Here is a 21,537-nt window from a genome sequence, read left to right as displayed (position 1 = left end):
CATTCGAGCTTTTCAGGGGGGAGGGCAAAAATCATGTCATTTCGTCGATTGCCGCTCGCTCTCCCATTTCGCCTTCAGCCACCGCGGAGCCCCTTTGTTCTTCCGGTCGAGTTCGCGTTCGCGCCGGCTTGACTTGCCTTTGCCGGCGCGGGATTCCGGACGGGAAACCGCCGCACGGTGCCTGGCCGCCGCATTCGCCGCTTCTGCGCCCGCTCCCTTCTCTCCCGCCTCTTCGCCCGGCTTGACCGGCTGCATCTCCGCCCGCCGCGCGGCGGGTTTGCCCGCGGCCGGTCGGGAATGCGCATCGCGCTTCCGCTCGGACGGATCGATCAATTGTCCGCCGTACAGCTTGCGCTCCTCGATCGCGATGCCGAGCTTGCGCATCAGCTTCCCGACCCGGAGCCAATCGCGGGGATCGACCAGCGAGACGACCGTCCCTTCCCGGCCCATGCGGCCGGTTCGCCCGGCGCGGTGGATGTAGCGCTCGGCATCCGTCGGCACGCCGAGGCTGACGACGAGCTCAAGCTCCGGGATGTCAATGCCCCGGGCCGCGACATCCGTTGTCAACACGATGCGCAGCCGGCCGTCCCGCAGCCGGTCGAGTGTCTGTGACCGGGTCAGCTTGTCCGCGTCGCCGTACAATGCGCCGGCCGCAAACCCTTCATACCGCAGCCGCGCCTCCCAATGCGCGATCTGGTCCGTCTGATCGAAGAAGATCAGCGCCGATGACGGGCGCAGCGCATGCAGCAGCCGCTTCACCGTATCGAATTGGGCGCGCCGTTCCGCACGCACCGCATAGTGCCGGATCGAGCCGGGCAGGCGGCTCTCCGGAGCCGGATCGATCCGGACGGGCTCCCGCATCAACCGCTCCGCCAGCGCCGACGTCTCCGGCGGCAGCGTGGCCGAGAAGAACGCGAGCTGCCGGTCCCCGGACACGGCGTCCAGCACCGCTTCCAGTTCCTTCGTCGAGCCGAGCGCGAATATCTGGTCCGCCTCATCCAGCACGACCAGCTTCGTCCCGTGCAGCTTGAGCTTGCGCATCTTGAGCAGTTCATGCAGCCTGCCCGGCGTCCCGACGGCGAGATGCGGCTTGCGCTTCAGTCCGTCGATCTGGCGGCTCACCGACGCGCCGCCGATCAGCTGCTGCACGCGCACGCCTTCCGGGCCGCCGAAACGTTCGGCCTCGCGCACGATCTGCATCGCCAGTTCCTGCGTCGGCGCCATGACGAGCGCCTGCAGCTCCGGCTTGTCCGTCTCGATCCGCTGCAGCGCCGGCAGCAGATAGGCCAGCGTCTTGCCGCTGCCCGTATGCGACCGGACGCAGACGTCGCGGCCTTCCAGCATGACCGGAATTGCCGCCGCCTGCACCGGCGCCGGTTCGGTCAGTCCGGCTTCCTCAAGCCGTCCGGCCAGCGACGGCCTCACGCCGAGCGATGTCCATTCCTTCTCCATGATGTTCCTCCCGTCAATTTCCGTTCCGTTGCTATTTGCGGTTCAGCCATGTGCCGGCGATCTTGTCGCCGATTCGCGGAAACATGTGGTACAGTTTGACCCCGAACGCCGCAGCCAGCGGCAGATCGACCTCCGCCTTGCGCGTCTCGATCACCTTCACGATCTTCGCCGCCACCTTCTCCGGCTTCAACATGAACCGGCGTACATTGCGCACATAATGGCCGTCCGGATCGGCGATCTCGAAGAACGGCGTGTCGATCGGACCGGGGTTGACCGCCGACACGGCGATTCCGGTCCCCCTGAGCTCCAGCCTGAGCGCGTTCGTGAACCCGAGCACCGCATGTTTCGAGGCGGTGTAGCCGGTCGATTTCGGCGTGGCGAATTTGCCCGCGATGGACGCGATGTTGACGATATGTCCCTCCCGCCGCGCGAGGAATGACGGCAGCACCGCCTTCGTGCAGCGGACCATGCCCATGTAATTCGTATCCATCATCGATTCAATATGATCGAGCGGCGCATCCCGGAACATTTCGAAAATGCCGAATCCGGCGTTGTTGACCAGCACGTCGACGGGGCCGAAATCCGCCTGGATCCGCCGCGCCACGTCCTGCACCTGTCCGTTGTCCGTCACATCCAGCCGGTAGACGCCGCATCCCGCGCCGATCTCCGCGGCCGTCCTGCGCAGCCGCTCTTCATTCCGGCCGGTCAATATCGGCACCGCGCCCCGGCTTGCGAGCTGCTTCGCCGTCTCGGCGCCGATGCCGCTGCCCGCGCCGGTGATCCAGACAATCTTGTCTTTCAGCATATCGGTCGCCTCCTGCGAACAGTGTACTGCAACCGCGCCCGATTGGCAAAAAGCTCCGCGGACGGCGAAACTCAAGTCGCATGAAAGAACCTCCGTACTGCCAGGCACGGAGGTTTCACATCATCCATTAAAAATTCATGTAGATGAATTCCGTCGGTTCGTAGGAGAAGAACAAAATGCCGAGAATCGAGAGGACGATGAACACCGCGCAGCAGACCGCAAGCAGCACATATTTCAGTACCAACCGCATATACCGCATGTGCCTCACCCCAAAATGTCCGACGGAATGTGCTTGATCAACGTTTCTCCGAATAGCCGGTTTCCCTCGTCAGTTAGATGCGTGGGATCGCGGTAATACCGGTGCGGCACGATGTTGCCGCCGCTGTTGAATTCGATGAACGGATACCCGTACGATTCCACAAGCTCCCGGTATGCATTCATTACCCGACGGTATTCCTCCCAGCGGATCAGCTTTCGGTTGTCAATCAGCTGGCGGTCCAGCGGCGCCGTGTAAAAGACCGCTTTTTTCCCGTGCGCACGCAGCAAATCCAGCGTCTTGCCGATCATGAACAGCCCGAAACTGCTCTCTTCATCGAACGGCCGCTTCCAGGTGTACAAGTTTCGGAATCCCTCGTCGATCCGGCGTTTGCTGTCGTCCGTCATCTGGTCATACGGCTTGTAAAGCGGATCTGCCGGCCTTTTATTACCTGTCCGCACCTCGTCCCGCTTTGAAAGCTCCCGGCGAATTTTCTCTTTGGGCGTCCGTGTCTTCCATAGCGCGTAGCTGAGCGCATCCCGATCACGGTACAGCGTCCAGCGGTTCAACGCGTGATCGGCAACCCACCGGTGCACGCCGCTGGGAAGCGCGTCAGCATGTTTATGGGGGAAGCGGGACACCCAGTCGCGGGGAATCCCTCCCAGCTTGCCGATGAGCGCGGGATAGACCACCGGTTCCTCCTCGTTCTCCATGACAACCGTCATCCCGTAATTGATCTCGTATATGGCGACATCGAATTGATCGATCATGGAAGACACAATGGCATACGTCTCGGTGAACCGCGCACCGGACAATCCCAGATTCAATACCCGGACATCGGGCCGGTGCGCCTGCAGAACGCCTGCCGTGGTATTGACGCCTTTGATAACCGTCGTGCCGTAAACGGTGGATGTGCCGAAAAAGGCGACGGTTGGCCGCTCCTTCGGCTGTTCACGCAAATGTTCGATCCACAACGGTGTATACACGACCGCATCGTACGGCGGTACGCGCAGTTCTTTTTCCGCGTAAGCGGCGACCTGCGCTTTCATGTCTTGTACCGTTGAATCGGCCGCCCTATCCAATACCATCAGCACCAGCAAAGCCAGGACGAGACTTGCAGTCAAGTGGCATTTCAGCAAAATCTCCTTTTTCACCACACTCACCTTGTTCATAATGAAAACATTCGCAGCCACACATTCCATCCTTCCGTCGCCGGCAAGACGAAGAACACGCGGGTCATTGTAACGCAGCAAAAAGTGAATGCGACGGCACCCGCCGTACGGATCGGCGAGCAGCCGACGGGTTCACCGGCGCGGAACAGAAGCGGCCTGATCTCTTTGACATAAAACCGGTGAATGCACAGCATCGCCCCATGCATAAGTCCCCAGAGCACAAAATGCCACGCCGCCCCGTGCCAAATGCCCGAAACGGCCATTACCGCCATCAGGTTAACGTAAGTGCGCGCCTTGGATTTGCGGCTGCCTCCCAACGGATAGTAGACATACTTCGTCAGCCAGGAGCCGAGCGAAATGTGCCATCTGTTCCAGAACTCCGCAATATTCCGGCTGAAATAGGGATTTCGAAAGTTTTCGGGCAGCGTGATGCCGAACAGCCTGGCCGTGCCGATGGCCATATCCGAATATCCCGAAAAGTCAAAATAGATGACGAACGTATACGCGACCAGCGAAAGCCACAGTTGAGACGCATCGACATGCTCCGCATGCGGCGCATAAAGCGAACGGGTCAGCAGATCGAGCGTACCGGCCAGTACCAGTTTCTTGAACAATCCCACGATGATTCGAGCGATGCCGGTGACCACATTCATCGGTTGAAACGACGCGCACAGCTGGGGGACAAATTGGGGAAACGACTTGATTGGCCCGGCCGCCATCGTCGGAAAGAAGAAGACGAAAGCGAAAAACTGCGGCGGTCCGTGGGGCGGCAACCCGCCCCTGCGCGACTCGATCAGATAATGGATCAGTTCGAATGTGAAATACGAGATGCCGAGCGGGATGATCATTTGTTCCGCCCTGGGCAAAGCGGAAACGTGCGCGTTCGTCAGATCCGTCCACGTCCGGATCAGCATGCCGCTGTACTTGAAATATCCGAGTACAGCCACGACGCCGACGATCGCACCAGCCGCCAGCCAGATCGAACGGTTCCTCCGAAGAAGCGCGGCGAGAAAACATGCGGCCCCCGCTTCCGCCAGCAACACGAAGGCATAGGCGCCCGCCAGGGCGCAATAAAAACTGATGCCGGCTGCAGCCAGAATCCACGGACGCAGCCCGCGGGGAACCATGTGATACAACAGGCAGCATACGGCCACGAACGTCCAATACAACCAGTCGGTATAGAACATCGTCCAATCACTTTCTTGTCTGCAGAAACAGAATCACGGAACCTTGAACGTAACGGTCCAATTCAGTTCCACGGGATCTTCATACCGGTAAATATCAAGCGTATAATGGTTCTGCTTCGGGGCCATAATCACGACCTCATACATGCCGTCGTTGTCACGGACCTCCGTGTCTGTCTTGGGCAGCGCGCGCCCGTACACATTAAAGGAATAGACTTTGTATTCTTCCTGATATAACCGGAAGAGTTCAGGATCGTTGTTCATTTTCTCGGCATAGTTATCGAAATCGATCTTCCATGGCTGATGTTCATCGCCGTGCGCGCCATCCACTTGCACATCCAGGTACAAATGACCTTCCGCATATTTTGCACCGAGCACCGTGATCGTTTGGCCGCGGAATTGCACCGTCTTGGGGTAGCTTTCCGTCCCGTCCAGCCGGATGTCAAACGACTGCTTTGCGTTTCGATCGGTCAGCCACACTTTGTTGATATGCAGCTTAAGCTCATCACCGGCTTTGAAGTAGGCGGACGGGTGGAACGATATGACGTTTTTCGAACTGCGCATGTCCGACGCAGCATATTCATTGCCCTCTGAACCCGTCATGTACGGGCTGTCGTCGCTCCCGTACGGACCTATCAGCGATACGTCGATGCCTTCCGGAGCCCGGACTTCGTAATTCAAACTCATCTCGGTCGGCGAAACGGTCAGGTTGTCAAACGACACGGCGGTGAAATTTTCAACGATAAGCTCCCATTCGATGGGGATGTGCTTGTTTCTCAAAATCATGGAGGCATCGAACGGCACCTCGATATTCATGAAATGCCGCTGTTCCCTGTTGTTGCCCGGTGTCTGCGTCACCTTGAACGTCAGATGTTTCGGTTTCTTGCGCAAAAATTCGTCCACTTCCCGCTCGTCCAGCGATTGCGTGACATAAGCGACATCGATGACTTCACTGTTTTCTCCTTTGACGGATGACATGCTTGAGCTCATGCCCGCGTCGGGGAAATCGCCGGAGACGATCAAGAATCCGGTCTGTGCTTCGTATGCCCCTTTGATGGCTGCGCTGAAGGACAACTTGTTCTCTTCCAGGTAGATGTTTTCGATCGTGATGGTGATCCCGTCTTTCTCGACCGTTACCGGCGGAATCGGTTCATAACGGTGTTCCCGCGCTTCCTTAACGCCGGCGTACCGCTGGAACAAGTCCAGCCATGCCTCGGGAACGCGCAAACCCAGCCACTCTTTGGCATAGGCGGACATGGACGGCGACAAGGTGATGCCGCACACCAACACGATGAAAAGGGATGCCGCCGCGGCGGACAGTGCCCGCACGACCCTGCGTCTGCTTCGCTCCCGGCGGGCTGTTTCGCGAATGACGGATCGGATTCGACCTTCCAGCTCCTCGGGCACTTCCGCGTTCAACGGCCGATTCTCCATGTGCTTGCGGAAAAACATATCCAGTTCGTCTTCACGCAGAAAATGGTCGTCCTGGTTGCGCCGCATCGTCATCTCACCTCCATTTTGATCCGCATCTGACGGAGTGTGGCGTAAACTTTCGACTTGACCGTGTTGGTCGGCAATTCCGTCACCTCGGCAATCTCCTCGAAAGAGTACCCGAACACGTACTTCATCTTGACCAGCAATCTTTCCAAAGGCGGAAGCGCGGCAAGCGTCTGTTCCAGATCCATGGCCTCGTCGTTTGCCGTCGTTCTGGCGCCTTGATCATACAAAGCGTCGGCGAGCCGGATAATGCTGCGTCTCTTTCGCATCTGCGTCTTGCATTCATTGATGACGATCCGGATGAACCACGTGGAGAAATATTTCGGTTCTTTCAGCTGCTTCAGGTTGGTCAGCGCCTTCTCCACCGCGTCGCATACAGCGTCCATGCTGTCCGCTTCGTCCCGCAAATAGGAATAGGCGATGTGATAAGCCTTGTCTTTCAATTTCAACACAACAGCCTCGAAGCTTTCGTAGTCGCCCTTCTGCGCTTTTATGATCCGTTCCTCGTCGGTCATACGTTGGTGACACCTCGTACGGTTATTAACTATCTCTTAGATGCACGAGTGGGATGAAAAGTTTGACTCTTCGAAGAAAAAATAAAAAGATCCTTCCGGGAAATCGGCTGACTAGCCGCCGCGGTCTCCACACGGCACCGGATTCATGGTACGATGCGTACAAGGACGATCGGAGGACGGATCACGAAGGGACGTGCTGCAGATCGGCCGCAGCGAAGGAGGGACGGCATGCCCAACATCTGGACGCATCTGCTGTTCGGCCGGGAAGTGCTGGAGCGGATCGGCGAACGGCACATGATCGGAGACACGCGGAAGCGCAATCTGTTTCAGATGGGATGTCAGGGACCGGATTTTCTGTTCTACCACAACTATTTGCCGTGGAAACGCGGAGATGTGATGAACCGGCTCGGGAGCGCAATGCACAGCCGGCATTGCGGACCGGTCCTGATGGAACTGCTGGACGGCGTGGCCGGCCGTTCCGCCGAACGCGGCAATCCGGACGACGCGGTCGTCTACGTGCTCGGATTCGTGCTGCATCATACGCTGGACCGGAACATGCACCCTTACGTGTTCAGCCGTTCCGGATTCCGAAAATGGGACCACCAGCGGTTCGAAGTGATGATGGACACGCTCGTCGTCCGCCGGAAACTCGGCATCGAGACATGGCGCACGACGGTATGGCGCGAACTGGATGCGGGCGGCGCGCTTCCCGAAATCATCGTCGATGCATTCGAGCGGATCGCCGCGCGGTACTATCCGGATCTGGCCGGCAGCATCCGCAGGGAAGACTGGAACCAGGCCTACCGCGACATGATCGGCGCGCAGCGGCTGTTCCATGATCCGACGGGCATCCGGCGCATCCTCACGTTCGGCAAAATCGAACCGCTGGTTTACAAGCGCCGGATTCCGGACCTCGATGTGCTGAACGAAGCGGGCAGACCGTGGCTGGATCCGACGGACGATTCGGTCAGACATGCCGACACGTTCGACGATATGTGGGAACGTGCCATGGAGGAGAGCATCGCGATCATGCGCGCGGTGCTGGAGTGGCTGCGCCTCGAGGCGCGGGCGGATGATGGCGGCCGCGATCCCGCCCGCATCGCGGAATGGCGCGCGCGGACGGCCGAAATGATCGGCAACCGGTCCTACGAGACCGGCCTTCCGTGCGGCACGGCCGAAATCCGTTTCGCGGACCCGATATGGCCGGACGGCCGCGGCGCACGCCCCGACGATTCGCTCAATGGCTGACAGACTGAACGGCGAAGGACGCCCAAGGCGGTACCGCTCTCCAGGCGGCATGCGCCTTGGGCGTCCTATTGTCCGCCGCAATCCCCCTTTAAGTCACATCGCTTCGCGCGTCTGGTCCTTGCGCAGCCGCATCCGCATCAGACGCAGTTTCTCGTAGATCGAATCGAGCGGCTTGCCCTCCAGGTCGGCTTCCGAATAGATCTGCTGCAGGATCGGCTTCAGATACTTGTCGCCGACCGTCCGGATCGCTTCCTGGATTCGCACCTGCTCATCCTCCGGAAGCGAGCTGATCTCCCTGTCGAGCAACGGACTCATGTCGTACCCCGCGCGATCGAGCTGTTCGATCCGCTCCACCAGCCGCCGCCGGTCCATGTCGAGCATCTGCGCCAGTTCGTCAAGTCCCATGCCATCCTGCACGGCCTGCAGAATCGAACGCGTCGTGCGGTGGCGCTCCATCTCCGTCTTGTATTTCAATTCTTTCTGTTTGTACAGCCATTTCATATATGCTTTCGGATCGAGCACTTCCTGCACCCAGGTCAGCGGGAACGTCGTCCGCCGCTCGAACCCGCGCGTGATGGTCAGCACATCCTCGGCGTACGCGGCCGATTTGGCTTCGCCCCAGCCGGGAATGGAGCGCAGCTCTTCTTCCGTCTGCGGCACGAACGCGCTGATCATCATGAGCAGATTGTTCCGCGCGATCGCATACGGCGCTTTCCGTTCGGCTGCGGCTCTTGTACGGCGCCATTCCCGCAGCGCGCCATACAGATCCTCCCGGCAATGCAGTTCGCCGTAGCATTGCAGCATCGAAATGTAGCTTCCCGCCGACGGCCTGCGGTCCTCGAGCATGCCGTCCAGCACCGGCTCATACCCTTCCCCGAGCTTGACGGCGATGCCGTGCCGGAACGTCGAGATCATTTCCTCCCATGACGAGCCTTCGTACCAGATGTCCGTCCGGACCGACCCGCCGCCGGGCTCCGTCCAGACGACGGACCATGTCCCCTGCGATTCGCCGATCGACACCTGCGCCGTGACGACCCGCCCTTCATCGGACTGTTTCTCCAGCGTGTTCAGAAAAACAAGCTGCATGACCATGCACCTCCGCATTATGTTCGGAACGGCCGGCCGGAACCCCGAGAACAACACAAAAAGCACCTCGCATGATGCGAGGTGCTTCCTCCGACCGGTTATCCGATTGTCTTCAATATACCAGATTGTGCCTGGAGTGACAAGATGTCACACCCGATCCCGTTCGTTCGTTTTCGCGGCCGTCCCCGTAAGGTATAATAGACGATATGCATTGCGACAGGAGGGGACAGCGGTGCTTCCGAACTACGATTTCATCTCGGATTCGACCGAGGAGACGTCGACGCGGTTCGTGACGTTCATTACGCCGAAACTCAACCGTTTCGACCTGGCCATTACAAAAACGAACCGGTTCTACGGCAAGAAACTGGTCACCGACCTGCAGAAAGGGATCACGACCATCATCGGAGCGGATGATCTGGAAGAAGAAGGCTATCTGGAAGAGACGTTCCGGCTGACGGAAGAGGAAGCGGCGGAACTTGGAGCTTTCCTGCAGCTCGTAATCGGGCCGGCGCATATGTCGGACTGACCCGGGTCATACTGAAGGCGGCAGACAATACCATCTCCGGGAGGCATCCGCCATGAGCAAGGAAGGCTTCAAACCGGAAAAGCGCAGCGAACATACCGATCTTGCCGTCGTGGAATCGCAGCGCAACGATCTGACAAGCGAAGAATTTCCCGAGGGAGCCTACGGTTCATCCCTTCTGACCGAGACGCTCGGCAAAAGCGAACCGTACCGGATCGATCAGCGCCATCCGAACCGATTCGACTACGAGAACCGGACGCTGCACGAACGGCAGGACCGCGATTATCCGGGCGACCAGGGCATGCCGGATGAAATGGACCGGCGCTAGAAGCCCGGTCCATTCCATTTTCAACCCCACGTCTCCTCGAACACGTCTTCCTTCCACCCGACGGTCAGCTTCCGTCCGTCCGTCACGACGGGCCGCTTCACCAGGCGGCCGTTCGACGCGAGCAGCCGGATTTGTTCGTCCTCGCTCATCTCCGGAAGCTTGTCTTTCAATTTCATCTCGCGATAGACTTCTCCCGACGTATTGAAGAACGCGCGGATTCCCAGTCCGCTGATGCGCAGCCAATCCCGGATCTCTTCTTCGGTCGGCGGCTGCCCGAACAGATCCTGCAGCTTGAGCTCATGGCCCTTCGCCTGCAGAAATTTCAGCGCGCTGCGGCAGCTCCCGCATTTCGGATAATAGTAGACCTTCAACGTATTCCCCACGGCAATTCCCACCCATGCAAAAAAGTTCACGATTCGCGATCATCCAGCGACTTGAGCAACCGCTCCAGACGGAGCAAATCGTCGGGCAGCGGCGATGCGAAAATCATCCGCTCGCCGGTCATCGGATGCGTCAGCTCCAGCTCGGCGGCGTGCAGCGCCTGGCGTCCCGCCGACTTGACGGCGGCCGCCAGCCAGTCCGGATCGCCGGCTCCATGGCCGCCGTACAGCTCGTCCGCGATGAGCGGACAGCCGATGTGCCGCATATGGACGCGGATCTGATGCGTCCTGCCGGTCTCGAGCGTGAGGCTCACCTTGGCGGCCCGTCCGCCGCCGTAAACGGCTTCCGTCCTGTAATGCGTGACGGACGGATAGCCGTCCGGCGTCACGATCCGCAGATGCGGCGCTGCAGGGTCGCGGTCGATCGGCGCGTCGATCGTGCCGTCCGCCGGCGACGGCGCGCCGCGGACATAGGCGATGTAGCGCTTGCCGATCCGGCCGCGCTTCATCTGCTCCGCGAGCTGCTGATGGACATACGCGTTCTTGGCGACGGCGATGACGCCCGACGTATCCTTGTCCAGCCGGTGCACCGGACGGAAACGGTGCGCCTTCCCCTGTTTCAACCAATGATGGACGACACCGTTCGCCAGCGTATTCACGTAATACCCTTTCGTCGGATGCACGACGATCCCGGCTGGCTTGTCCAGCACCAGCAGATGCGGATCTTCGTGGAGGATGGAAAGCGGCATTTCCTGCGGGAGCACATCATCCGCCTCTTCTGCTTCCATACGCAGCGCGATCCGGTCGCCCGCCGACACGCGGTCCGATGTGAAGGCGCGCCTGCCGTTCACCGTCAGACCCGCTTCCGTCCGCTTGAGTCGCGTGAGCAGCCTGCGCGAGACGCCGAGCCGCTTCTGAAGCACCGTCCGGACGGTAAGGCCGTCGTCCGCCTGCGGCACGATCAGTTCGATCGGATCGCTGTACACCGTATCATCCACCGGATTTCACTTCCCCGGGCTTGGCGGATCGGGTCTGCGGAATACGTCCGCGCTGCGCGCGTATTCCGTGTCGCGGACGCCGAGCCGCGCATTGACGGCGCGCGCCGCGACGAAGAACCAGTCCGACAGCCGGTTCAGATACGCCGGCACCGCATCGTTCACCGGCTTCTCCGCGGCGAGCGTCGCGGCGCGGCGTTCCGCCCGCCGGCAGACGGTGCGGCAGACGTGCAGCAGCGCGGCCGCCTCCGACCCGCCGGGGAGGATGAACCGGGCGAGCGGAGGCGCCTCGCCGTCAAGCGCGTCGATCTGCCGCTCGAGGCGCTCCACCGGCTCCATGCTCATCTTGAAGACTTCCGGCTTGTCCGCGTAGGCAAGATCCGATCCGCAATCGAACAGCTCCTGCTGGATCAGGAGCAGCTCATCCGCAAGATCGCCCAGACGGTCCTCGCGGCGAAGCGCGGCTTCCGCCAGGCCGACGAAACTGTTCAACTCGTCGATCGTCCCGTACGCTTCCACCCGGACATCATCTTTCCTGACGCGTCCGCCGATGATGGATGTCCGGCCCGAATCGCCCTTGCGCGTGTACCACTTCATGCAATCTCCCGTCCCATGGCATGTCTTCCGTATCTTGCTCCACTATATCACATATCCCGCTTCAGGCAAAAACGAAACGGAAGAAGCCGGCTGATTCCGCCGGCTTCCGGATCTGCGGCAACGGGCGCCTGCCTTATCCGCTCCAGCAGCGCAGTTTGTACCGCATGTACTCGTTGATTTTTTTGTCCAGTTTGCGGCTGACCTCAATCACGCGTTCCGAACGGAGCGAATCTTCCTCCAGATAGGTGCGCTCCATATGCTGCCGCAATCGGCAGATCTCGTCTTCGAGCATTTCGGCGGGATTCGTCAACCGACCGGCGTTGAACTTGTGATCCTGGTGACCGTTCGAATATCCTGAGCCGCCGGCCATCCCTGCTATCTCTCCTTCCTCCGGTCGCCCGGTCGTTCATTGGCTTGCCGCCGCGTTCCCGGATCGGAACGATCCGGCGGCCGGGCGATCAACCCTGTTTCAGTCTTTCGACGAATCGTCCGATTCGCTCGATCGCTTCCGTAAGCTGCGCGACGGACGTGGCGTACGAACAGCGGACATGCCCTTCGCCGCCGAGACCGAACACATTGCCCGGCACGACGGCAACCTGCGCTTCCATGAGCAGGCGTTCGGCGAATGTATTCGAATCGAGCCCCGTCGATCGGATGGACGGGAACGCGTAGAACGCTCCCTGCGGCTCATGGCAGTCGAGGCCGATTTCGCGAAAGCCCTTGACGACCAGCCTGCGCCGCTGATTGTACGACTCGACCATGCGCTCCATCTCTTCGAGGCCGTTCGTCAGCGCTTCGAGCGCCGCGATCTGCCCCATGATCGGCGCGCACATGACCGTGTATTGGTGGATCTTCAGCATGGCGCCGATCAACTCCGGATGGCCGCAGACATAGCCCATCCGCCATCCGGTCATCGCGAACGCTTTCGAGAAGCCGCTGACCAGAATCGTCCGGTCCTTCATGCCGGGCATCGATGCGAAACTGACATGACGCGGTCCGTAGGTCAGCTCGGCGTAAATCTCGTCCGCGATGACGATCAGATCGTATTTCTCCACAATCCGCGCGATCGGCAGCCAGTCCTCATAGGTCATGATGCCGCCCGTCGGATTGCTCGGGTAGCAGAGAATGAGCACCTTCGTGCGCGGCGTGATCGCGGCTTCCAGCCGGTCGGCGCGCAGCTTGAACGCGTCTTCGGCCAGCGTCTCGACGCCGACCGGCACGCCGCCGGACAGCGACGTGATCGGCGAATACGAGATGTAGCACGGTTCCGGTATAAGAATTTCGTCCCCCGGTTCAATGAGCGCGCGAAGCGCCAGATCGATCGCTTCGCTGCCGCCGATGGTCACGAAAATTTCCCGCGCCGGATCATAGCTGACATGGAAGCGGTTCGCCAGATAGGCGGCGATCGCTTCGCGCAGCTCCGGCATGCCGGCGTTGGATGTGTATTGCGTCTTGCCCCTCTCCAGGCTGTAAACGGCCGCCTCGCGCACGTGCCACGGCGTGACGAAGTCCGGCTCGCCCACGCCGAGCGTAATGACATCCTTGCGACCTTGCACGAGATCGAAAAACTTTCGAATGCCCGAAGGCTTGATGCTGCGGACGCCGGACGACAGATAATCCGCCATCGAGCGGCGGACCGGCCGGCTGACCGTCGTCTGCTCCTTGTCCTTGATCACAAGCGACACTCCTTACGGCGAGATGACAAGCCTCTGATCACCTTCGCGTTCTTCGAAGATGATGCCGTCCTGTTTATATTTTTTCAAAATGAAGAACGTCTTCGTCGAAAGCACGGCGTCGATCGGCGACAGTTTGTTCGATACGAAGGAGGCGACTTCCTGAAGCGTCCTGCCTTCCACTTCGACCAGCAGATCGTAGGCGCCCGACATCAGGAACACCGATTTCACTTCCGGATATTGGTAGATCCGCTCGGCGATGCCTTCGAAGCCGCGGCCGCGCTCAGGCGTGATCTGTACTTCGATCAGGGCCGTCACCTTGTCATCCGCGACTTTGCTCCAGTTGACGACCGCCGCGTATTTGACGATCACGTGATCCTTCTCCAGTTCGTCGATCGCCCGCTTCACTTCCTCCACGGAGGCGTCGAGCATCGTCGCGATGAGCTCCGGCGACCTTCGCGCGTCTTCTTTCAGCAATTCGAGGATTTTCAGCTTCAATCCTTCGACCATATCATACCCTCCTCGCACCCAAGCGGATAATAATGATATATCATACACCCGATCCGCTTGTTCTGTAAAACAAAAAAAAACGCAGCGGAATACCGTCCGCTGCGAGAACATGCCCGTGGCCCATACAAAATGGCGGTGCCTGCGCAGTTGCGCAAACCCGCCGCCATACAGCGATCATGATTCAGCCCTGTCCTGCCGCACATTATGGCAGATGGATCGTCTTGACATGGTTGAAGTGGATATAGGTGGTCTGGCCGGACGCGTTCGCGATGGCCAGCATCCCGTCGTCCAATCCTTTCAGCACGCCGATCTTGTGCGGATGTTCGCCGAGATCGAGTACGACGAATTCCCCGATCAGCTTGCGCACCTGCTGTTCGAACGTGCGCGAGAGCGAGACGGGGGAAGGCTTGAGCGGGAACTGTTCCGGCGACATGCCGTAAGGCGTCGAGTGCGGCGGATAGGGCACCAAATATTTCAGATGGTCAAGCGAGATGACAACGGAATGATAGACGGGTGAATAGAAGACGAAATAATCGTTCATCACGCTGGTCACATACCCGTGGATCGACTGGCTCCCCGTGATGAACAGCTCCGAGAACATGCCCTTCGCGTTGAGCAGCACCTTGCGGTACGAGATCGGTTCGGACTGCGGCTCGAACGGCGGTTCGCCGGAAGCGTCATCCGTTTCTTCCGATTCGCCCGGTCTGAGCTGCTGCACATGAACGAGCGGAACATAATAGTACCGGCTTTCGCTGCGGATGACGAGAATATCGGGTCCCGTATCGATCAGCATGCCGTGCACCGGCACCGCCCTGCCCGACAGTTCCACATCGACGGGTTTGCCCATCAGCGGATGGCTCATGTTGCATTCCTCCTTCCTATCCGGTCCATTGTGTCCAGAGATACAGTGCCGCCAGGCTGACGAACAGCCCCGCCGGAATGACCAGCAGCGCGGTCCGGATGTAGGCTCCCCAGCTGACGCGGATGCCGTGCTGTTTCAGAATGAACATCCAGATGAGCGCCGCCAGCGTACCGAGCGGCGTAAGCAGCGCCCCGACGTCGCTGCCGATGATGTTCGCCAGATAGGCGATCTGCAGCGTACGCCCATCCAGTCCCATATCCGTCAGCGCCATCGTCCCGATCATGACGGACGGAAGATTGTTGATCAGATTCGACATGACGGTGAGCAGCCCGCCTGTCCACATGATCGACATCAAACCGCCGGCCGCAATGTACGGTTCAACCTGCGCGGTGATCCAATCCGTCAGACCCGCGTTCCGCATGCCCGTAACGACGACGTAGACACCGAACGCGAACGCGAGAATATGCCACGGCGTTTTGCGGATCAGATCCGCAGGACCGATGCCCGTCCATTTCCAGCGTATAAAAATAAGCGACACTGCGCCGGCGGCCGCGATCCACTCGATCGGAATGCCGGCTGCCGATCCGGCGAAGAAGGACGCGCGGATCAGCACGACAAGCGTGATGCACAACTGGAAGAGCCGCCAATCGGGCACGTAAGCGTCAGCCCGGCGAAGCGGATGGAACGGCGTCTTTCCGGATTCAAGCGCCGACTCGGGCAGCCACCTGCCGGCAGCGGTCTGCGAATCGATGATATACCCTTCTTCACCCGCATCATCCGTGAATGTCCTTCGCTCCGGCAGCCGGGCGATGCGCCGGGGAATGGCGCGCCAATGAATGGCGAGCAGCAGCAGGGCGATGACCGCGATGCCGGCCATCGACGGCGGAATCATCAGCCAGGCGTACGTGTTCAGATCGAGGCCGACGATCCGGAGCGCGATCAGGTTGGCGAGATTGCTGACGCCGATCGGTGCGCTGGCCGCGGTTGCGACCATCGCGCCGCCGATCAGATAGGGAATCTGCTGATGGATTTTGAGCCGGAGCAGCCTCGCGACCTGAATGATGATGGGCGTCGTGATCAAGATGCTTCCGTCGTTGTTAAAAAATAAGGTCATCAGGAAGCATAACGCCATGATGACCCAGTAAAGCCTTATACCGGAGCCGCGCGCATACCGGATGACGTTGTAGGCCGACCACCGGAAAAAGCCGATACTGTCCAGCACAATCGACATGACGATCGTGCATAGAATGGTTACGACGGCGCCGCTTACAATCCCGAACACCTCGCCGAGCTCCTGCGGCCGGACGATGCCGATCAGCAGCAATGCCAGAGCGCCGCCTGTTGCCGGATACGCTTCGTTGAGCCCTCTCGGCCGCCATATGAGAAGGGCGATGGTTGCGGCGAAGATCACATATGCGCCGAACGCCTGGGCCTCATGCATGCTCGCGCGCCTCGCTCGGGACGGCGAGTTCTAACCGCTCCGCCCGGAGCTCGGCAGCAGCCGGTTCGGGTCTGTGGTCCGCAGGCAGCCTCATCAGCGCATACAGCGGAATGCCGGCCAGAAGGATGAGCAGAGCCACGAACATGTGATTCCCCCCCTTGCGGGCCGGCTGAAGGGCCGGCCCAAGGCTTGTTAAGGTTCAAAGGCGATGCGGACAGCTCCGGTTATCTCTTGCGGCCGCCGGAACCGCCGGCACCGCGGCTGCCTTGATGGCCCCGATTGCCTTGATGGCCGCGGCTGCCGCCTTGTCGTCCGCCGCTGCCTTGACGGCCGCCCCGGCTGCCGCCGTCCTGCCTGCGGCCCTGGGAACCGCCGGCAGCGCTGCCGGACCGTTGCCCTTGCGAACGCTGATTGCGGTCCTGGCTTCCGCTCGAACGCTGGCCTTGCGAACGTTGCTGGCTGTCCTGGGATTTGTCGCTGCTGCCATTCTGGCTGCCGTTCCGCTGCGCAAGGCTCACGGTCCGGATATGGAACAGCGGAATGCGGATAACTTCCTTGCCGGATACAAGCAGCAGCGTATCGTGGCCGACTTCCACGATGAAGCCGGTCACTTTCTCCGGTCCGCCCTGGTTGATCTGCACGAAATGCTTGGTCAGCCGGCGGAGCACGTCATTGAAGCTGTGCGCCATGATATAACCGGTATGCCCGCCTTTGGTGCGGCCGATCGATTGCGCAACCTTGCCTTCCGTGATGCTCTTGATGTGCGCCGCATTGACATAGACGATACCGTCTTTCGTCAGAAGCACGATGTAATCGGCATGCACGGCGATCAGCCGTCCGACCATCGATTCCGGACCGCCCCGGTTGATCTTGACGGGCTTGCCGATGAACGACAACAGGTAGCTTATATGCTGCCCGCCGTAACGGAACATCGGATAAAACATTCCTATCCCTCCATTTTCAAACTTGTGAATGAATGGATGCCGGACTGCAACGTGACTGCCATCCCTCCCTTGTCCCGACTTGTGCGGACATCACTCCTGTCCTTGTCCCATGCCTGTCGTCATGAAGGATGAAATGTAATACAAGCTTATGTATCCCGTTGACAACCGGTACTAGATTAACGACCATTTCCTGTCAAATTGTGTTCAAGGCCAGTCCGGCCGGCGAGGGGCGGTCATAGCTTGTATTAAATCGCAGTAAGAGGAGGGATCTGCATGCCGGACAGGCATCACACTGGTGCGAATCAAGCGGCCGGCGCTGCTGATGAGGGAGCCGGCCGCACCGCGGGAAGGCGGACGCGCGGACAGCGCACCGCCGGGCAGCGCACCGCCGGACAGCGCACGCGCGGGCAGCGTACCGCCGGGCAGCGCACGCGCGGGCAGCGTACCGCCGGGCAGCGTACCGCCGGACAGCGCACCGCGGGCGGGCGCACGCGCGGGCAGCGCACCGCCGGACAGCGCACCGCGGGACAGCGCACGCGCGGGCAGCGCACCGCCGGACAGCGCACGCGCGGGCAGCGCACCGGCGAACAGGGCGCCGGTGAACAAGGCGCCGGCGAACAGGGCGCCGGTGAACAAGGCACGCGCGGGCAGCGGGAACATCGCAATGCAGAATGGCCGTATGAAGGCCAATATTGGCCGCCCGGCTGGTATATTACCGCGAAGAACCGCAGGCAATAACCGGCAGTGACCGGGACAGCCCCGGCAGCATAGCGTAACAATGAAGATAGCCTATCGTCGAATGACGATAGGCTTTTCACCATTTCGGACCGCAAATCGCAAGCCGGGAGGACCGATGTCCATGTCATCCGCATCCTTGCCCAGCCGCCGCATCCAAGTCGATCCCGAATTGTGGAAAGCCATTCACCGCGATCCGTGGGAGGATCACGAAGCGGACGTTCTCGTCGACGGCAGGATCGCCGCGAAGCTGAAAATCCGCGGCGGCCATACGCGGGGATATCCGAAGCCTTCCTATGAGCTTCGCATCGTGAACGGCCATACGTTTCACTGGAACGCCGAATACGACGATCCTTCGCTGATCCGCAACGCCCTGTCGTTCTATTTTTTCAATCTGATCGGCCTGCCGGCTCCGAAGACCACCCACTGCCGCCTATATGTCAACGGACGGCCGCTCGGCGTCTACCTGGAGATCGAGGCGGTCGTGCCCGCGTTTTTCCGGGAACGGAAAATCCGGTATCGCTCCATCATCTATGCGGCGAACGACAGCGCCCATTTCGGATTGAACTCCCCTCAGAACGGGGGCCCCAAACGTTCGCTGTTCGAAGGCTACGAGCTCGTGGCCGGCGGAACGGCGGCGAAGCAGCGGCTGGAAGCCTTCGTCCGGGATCTGAATCGGCTCAATGGCATCGCGCTGAAGCGCTTGCTGGCCCGGCGGCTGGACATCGACCAATACTTGAAATGGCTGGCGGGGGCCGTCCTGACCGGAAACTATGACGGGTTCGAACAAAACTACGCGCTCTATGAACATTTGCCTTCCGGAAAGTATCGCATTCTGCCGTGGGACTATGAGGGAACCTGGGGAAGAAATTGCTACGGGGAAATTTGCCCGGTCAACCAGGTGCGGATTACAGGCTACAACACGCTGACCGCCAAGCTGCTCGGATTCCGCGAATACCGCGAGAAGTATTTCCGTCTGCTCGGGAGGCTGCTGGGCAGCGCTTTCACCGAGCGGAAATTGATGCCCGTCGTCCGCCGGATGATGAACAATATTGCGGCAGCCGTACGGACGGACGATACGCGGAAGTACGATTACCGCGTCTTTCAGAACGAACCGCAGCTGATCCGGCGCTATATCCGCGGACGGCGGGCCTACGTGCTGCGCGAACTCGGCCGTCTGTCCGGCAGCAGACGGACGCGCGTCCGCCGTGCGGGAAAAGCCGCGCGCGTTGCCGCTGTGCGGCAATCCGCGACGCGGGAATAGCCGCTTAGCCCGCCAGTTTGCGGCGGATGAACAGCCAGCCCGCCAGCGGAGCGGCGCCGATCGCGAGCAGCAGCCAGGCGAGCGCGGCGGTAGAATGCACTTGCGAGACGACGGTCAGATAGATGACAAGGCCCAACACCCGGCCGGCGATCAGGCCGGTCTCCCGCAGCACGATCAGCTCCTCGCGCCGCTTCACGCCTTCGTCCGTCTTGCCGATCAGATCGAATACGGCGGACGTCATCGGAATGACATACAGCGGCATGAACAGTGCCGTACCGATGCCGGCGATGAGCAGCGCCGTGTACCCGACGTCTGCCAGCAGAATGGCCGTCATACCGGATACGCTTGCCGCGCCCAGCAGCATGGCCGCGCGGCGGAATCGCGGGCGGAGCAGCCGGCCGGCCAGCCAGAACGCCAGGAGCGACGTCAGCGACGTCCAGAAGGTGTAGTTGCCGAGGCTCTGCTCCCGCCCTGTCGCGAAGTAGACAAGCAGTCCCAGCAGAAACAGGTACACGCCTTCCCTGAGCCCCTGCGCGGCGAGCGCCGGCACCGCGGATCTCCATGGATTGCCCCGCTGCCGCAGCTGGCTTGTGCCGTAGGACCACGCGAATGTACCGCCCGAACGTCTCCGTTTCAGAAAAAAACTGAGCACCGCCGCGGCCGCGAACATGGCGAGCGACACCGTGAACACGATCCGGTACCCTTTGATCCCGCCGGACAGGCTGATGAACGTCCCCGACAGCCACGGAGCCGTCATCCCGGCGAGCGAGCCGAGCAATCCGGCCCAGCCGTTGAACCGGTCGCGGCTTTCGGGCTCCGTAATCTCGAAATAGACGACGTTATAAGCAAGCCAGAACAGGCCGACGGCCAGCCCGTTCAATGCGCCGAGCCATGCCGCCCACCGGCTGGCGGCATTCCCGAGCAGCAGGACGGACAGATAGAAGAGTGCCGAGCCGACGAGTCCCGCCCTGAGGGCGATCATTTTGTCATGCCGCTTGGCCCACGCGCCGGCAAACCAGAACGCGCAGCCGGATGCGAGATGCTGCGCCAGGGTGAACCAGCCGATGAGCGCGAACGACTGGCTGGCCTTCCACAGATAGACCGGAACGAACGTGCCGGACAGCGCACCCGCCGCCGCATACATTCCCTGCACCGCCAGCAGGAGGACCGCCTGCCGGCCCAGCGCGGCGGAAGGCGTCCGCGTTGCGCCGCCGGACATCCATCCCGCCGACGCATGCGGCTTTCGCGCAGCTTTCGCCATATTCCCTGCAGACATGATTTTGCCCTGCGCCATCGCCAGCCTCCCGCAAGACTTGAATCTCCCCTAAGTTGCCCGTATGGACGGGGAGACATGTCTTGCAGAATCTGACATTGACGCAGGGCAATGTAGGTTTGCCGTCAATCTTCGCCTTCCAGATTGCCGAGCAAACGCTCGCGGTCGTCCGGAGCGAGCCGGCTGTGCGCGTGATGACAATTCGGACAGATATACCAGACCAGCCGGAACGGGGCAGGCAGAATCGCGCGCTTCACCGCCGGAGGCACGGCGGGCTCCCAGCCTGCCGCACCCACGGTCTGCGTGCCCGCTTCAATCATATATTCCCGGCAGGACGGGCATTCCGGCACTTCCAATTGCTCGTTCAGGATCGCTTCGAGCTTCCCTTCCAGCGCGATCAGGCGCAGATTGACCGGACGGAAGCTGTCCATGTCCATGTCGTCCGATATCCGGCTGCGAATTGCCGCGCCTTCCGCGCGCGCGCTCTTCGCACCGTCTCCTCCGCTTCCGTCTTCCGCATCGTCATCGCGTTCGATTTCAACGTTCAGCGTCCGGTAATCGCCGAGTTCGTTTTCACAATAAGGGCAGACGTTCTCCGGTCCGGTCTCTTCGTCCCAGGTAATCTCCGTCTGGCACCACGGACATACCGTCGATTGCTCCATCTGATTCGATATCCTCCCTGGCGCTCCGGCCGGCCGCAAGCCGCCGGGCTTGAGTTACATCAAATACAGCACGCCCAGAATGATGAAAATTGCCGCGATGACCAGCAGCGTTCCCCACAAATATTTCACTCTTGC

25 protein-coding genes are annotated in these 21,537 nt (G+C 60.6%); 4 read left to right on the top strand and 21 right to left on the bottom strand.

Going from position 1 to position 21,537, the window contains the following annotated elements:
• Positions 1-36: 36 nt before the first annotated feature.
• From C6W55_RS10060 to C6W55_RS10030, 7 genes are all read right to left on the bottom strand, one after another.
• On the bottom strand, positions 37-1,452 hold the full coding sequence (locus tag C6W55_RS10060) for a DEAD/DEAH box helicase (protein ID WP_286892544.1): 1,416 nt from the start codon (positions 1,450-1,452) through the stop codon (positions 37-39).
• Positions 1,453-1,483: 31 nt separating this feature from the next.
• Positions 1,484-2,257: an SDR family NAD(P)-dependent oxidoreductase gene (locus C6W55_RS10055; RefSeq protein WP_213485240.1), complete on the bottom strand. Its 774-nt coding sequence runs from the start codon at positions 2,255-2,257 to the stop codon at positions 1,484-1,486.
• A 127-nt stretch (positions 2,258-2,384) separates the two neighbouring features.
• On the bottom strand, positions 2,385-2,507 hold the full coding sequence (locus C6W55_RS10050; RefSeq protein ID WP_286892543.1) for a hypothetical protein: 123 nt from the start codon (positions 2,505-2,507) through the stop codon (positions 2,385-2,387).
• Positions 2,508-2,521: 14 nt separating this feature from the next.
• On the bottom strand, positions 2,522-3,685 hold the full coding sequence (locus C6W55_RS10045; protein ID WP_286892542.1) for an SGNH/GDSL hydrolase family protein: 1,164 nt from the start codon (positions 3,683-3,685) through the stop codon (positions 2,522-2,524).
• Positions 3,682-4,872, bottom strand: a complete 1,191-nt coding sequence (locus tag C6W55_RS10040; RefSeq protein WP_286892541.1) for an MBOAT family O-acyltransferase — start codon at positions 4,870-4,872, stop codon at positions 3,682-3,684. The genes C6W55_RS10045 and C6W55_RS10040 overlap by 4 nt, the downstream gene beginning before the upstream one ends.
• Positions 4,873-4,905: 33 nt before the next feature.
• Entirely contained in the window at positions 4,906-6,303 is a 1,398-nt protein-coding gene (locus tag C6W55_RS10035) for a DUF4179 domain-containing protein (protein WP_286892597.1), read from the bottom strand.
• A gap of 68 nt (positions 6,304-6,371) precedes the next feature.
• Positions 6,372-6,881, bottom strand: a complete 510-nt coding sequence (locus C6W55_RS10030; protein WP_286892540.1) for a sigma-70 family RNA polymerase sigma factor — start codon at positions 6,879-6,881, stop codon at positions 6,372-6,374.
• 228 nt (positions 6,882-7,109) lie between these two features.
• Between C6W55_RS10030 and C6W55_RS10025 the strand changes: the two genes are divergently transcribed.
• Positions 7,110-8,129: a zinc dependent phospholipase C family protein gene (locus tag C6W55_RS10025; protein ID WP_286892539.1), complete on the top strand. Its 1,020-nt coding sequence runs from the start codon at positions 7,110-7,112 to the stop codon at positions 8,127-8,129.
• Positions 8,130-8,222: 93 nt separating this feature from the next.
• On the opposite strand, the gene C6W55_RS10020 is transcribed toward C6W55_RS10025, so the two are convergent.
• The gene (locus tag C6W55_RS10020) at positions 8,223-9,215 is read right to left on the bottom strand and encodes an HRDC domain-containing protein (protein ID WP_286892538.1); all 993 of its coding nucleotides are present in this window, start codon (positions 9,213-9,215) and stop codon (positions 8,223-8,225) included.
• A gap of 232 nt (positions 9,216-9,447) precedes the next feature.
• Here C6W55_RS10020 and C6W55_RS10015 point away from each other — a divergent pair, with 232 nt between their 5' ends.
• Together C6W55_RS10015 and C6W55_RS10010 are read left to right on the top strand one after the other, a co-directional pair.
• Complete coding sequence (locus C6W55_RS10015) at positions 9,448-9,741, top strand: DUF3055 domain-containing protein (RefSeq protein WP_286892537.1); 294 nt, start codon at positions 9,448-9,450, stop codon at positions 9,739-9,741.
• Positions 9,742-9,793: 52 nt separating this feature from the next.
• Complete coding sequence (locus C6W55_RS10010; protein WP_286892536.1) at positions 9,794-10,066, top strand: hypothetical protein; 273 nt, start codon at positions 9,794-9,796, stop codon at positions 10,064-10,066.
• Positions 10,067-10,086: 20 nt separating this feature from the next.
• On the opposite strand, the gene C6W55_RS10005 is transcribed toward C6W55_RS10010, so the two are convergent.
• From C6W55_RS10005 to C6W55_RS09955, 11 genes are all read right to left on the bottom strand, one after another.
• Positions 10,087-10,449 (bottom strand): arsenate reductase family protein, encoded by a 363-nt coding sequence (locus tag C6W55_RS10005; protein ID WP_015254050.1) that lies wholly within the window; start codon positions 10,447-10,449, stop codon positions 10,087-10,089.
• Between the two features lie 26 nt (positions 10,450-10,475).
• Positions 10,476-11,444 carry an RluA family pseudouridine synthase gene (locus C6W55_RS10000; RefSeq protein ID WP_286892535.1) on the bottom strand — a complete coding sequence of 323 codons (969 nt, stop codon included), beginning with the start codon at positions 11,442-11,444 and terminating at the stop codon, positions 10,476-10,478.
• A 6-nt stretch (positions 11,445-11,450) separates the two neighbouring features.
• Entirely contained in the window at positions 11,451-12,038 is a 588-nt protein-coding gene (locus C6W55_RS09995) for a cob(I)yrinic acid a,c-diamide adenosyltransferase (protein ID WP_286892534.1), read from the bottom strand.
• Between the two features lie 133 nt (positions 12,039-12,171).
• Positions 12,172-12,408: an aspartyl-phosphate phosphatase Spo0E family protein gene (locus tag C6W55_RS09990; protein ID WP_425315978.1), complete on the bottom strand. Its 237-nt coding sequence runs from the start codon at positions 12,406-12,408 to the stop codon at positions 12,172-12,174.
• 88 nt (positions 12,409-12,496) lie between these two features.
• Entirely contained in the window at positions 12,497-13,714 is a 1,218-nt protein-coding gene (locus tag C6W55_RS09985; protein ID WP_213485228.1) for an aminotransferase class I/II-fold pyridoxal phosphate-dependent enzyme, read from the bottom strand.
• 12 nt (positions 13,715-13,726) lie between these two features.
• A complete protein-coding gene (locus C6W55_RS09980) occupies positions 13,727-14,221 on the bottom strand; it encodes an Lrp/AsnC family transcriptional regulator (protein ID WP_015254045.1) in 495 nt (164 codons plus the stop codon).
• Between the two features lie 202 nt (positions 14,222-14,423).
• The gene (locus tag C6W55_RS09975; protein ID WP_015254044.1) at positions 14,424-15,083 is read right to left on the bottom strand and encodes a hypothetical protein; all 660 of its coding nucleotides are present in this window, start codon (positions 15,081-15,083) and stop codon (positions 14,424-14,426) included.
• Between the two features lie 16 nt (positions 15,084-15,099).
• Positions 15,100-16,524, bottom strand: coding sequence for an arsenic transporter (locus C6W55_RS09970; protein WP_213485226.1), 1,425 nt, complete (start codon positions 16,522-16,524; stop codon positions 15,100-15,102).
• A complete protein-coding gene (locus C6W55_RS09965) occupies positions 16,517-16,669 on the bottom strand; it encodes a hypothetical protein (protein ID WP_213485224.1) in 153 nt (50 codons plus the stop codon). Before C6W55_RS09965 ends, C6W55_RS09970 begins: the two co-directional genes overlap by 8 nt.
• Before the next feature lie 79 nt (positions 16,670-16,748).
• Positions 16,749-17,468, bottom strand: coding sequence for a hypothetical protein (locus C6W55_RS09960; RefSeq protein WP_213485222.1), 720 nt, complete (start codon positions 17,466-17,468; stop codon positions 16,749-16,751).
• 204 nt (positions 17,469-17,672) lie between these two features.
• A complete protein-coding gene (locus C6W55_RS09955) occupies positions 17,673-18,158 on the bottom strand; it encodes a hypothetical protein (protein ID WP_286892533.1) in 486 nt (161 codons plus the stop codon).
• 169 nt (positions 18,159-18,327) lie between these two features.
• On the opposite strand from C6W55_RS09955, the gene C6W55_RS09950 reads away from it, so the two are divergent.
• A complete protein-coding gene (locus tag C6W55_RS09950) occupies positions 18,328-19,467 on the top strand; it encodes a CotH kinase family protein (RefSeq protein WP_286892532.1) in 1,140 nt (379 codons plus the stop codon).
• Positions 19,468-19,471: 4 nt separating this feature from the next.
• Here C6W55_RS09950 and C6W55_RS09945 read toward each other — a convergent pair whose 3' ends face one another.
• The gene (locus C6W55_RS09945) at positions 19,472-20,761 is read right to left on the bottom strand and encodes an MFS transporter (protein ID WP_286892531.1); all 1,290 of its coding nucleotides are present in this window, start codon (positions 20,759-20,761) and stop codon (positions 19,472-19,474) included.
• A 104-nt stretch (positions 20,762-20,865) separates the two neighbouring features.
• The gene (locus C6W55_RS09940; RefSeq protein WP_286892530.1) at positions 20,866-21,402 is read right to left on the bottom strand and encodes a hypothetical protein; all 537 of its coding nucleotides are present in this window, start codon (positions 21,400-21,402) and stop codon (positions 20,866-20,868) included.
• Positions 21,403-21,537: the final 135 nt, after the last annotated feature.

Origin of the sequence: Thermobacillus sp. (assembly GCF_003390775.1) — a bacterium.
Classification (GTDB): Bacteria; Bacillota; Bacilli; order Paenibacillales; family Paenibacillaceae; genus Thermobacillus; species Thermobacillus xylanilyticus.
This window is presented reverse-complemented; position numbering and strand designations above follow the sequence as displayed.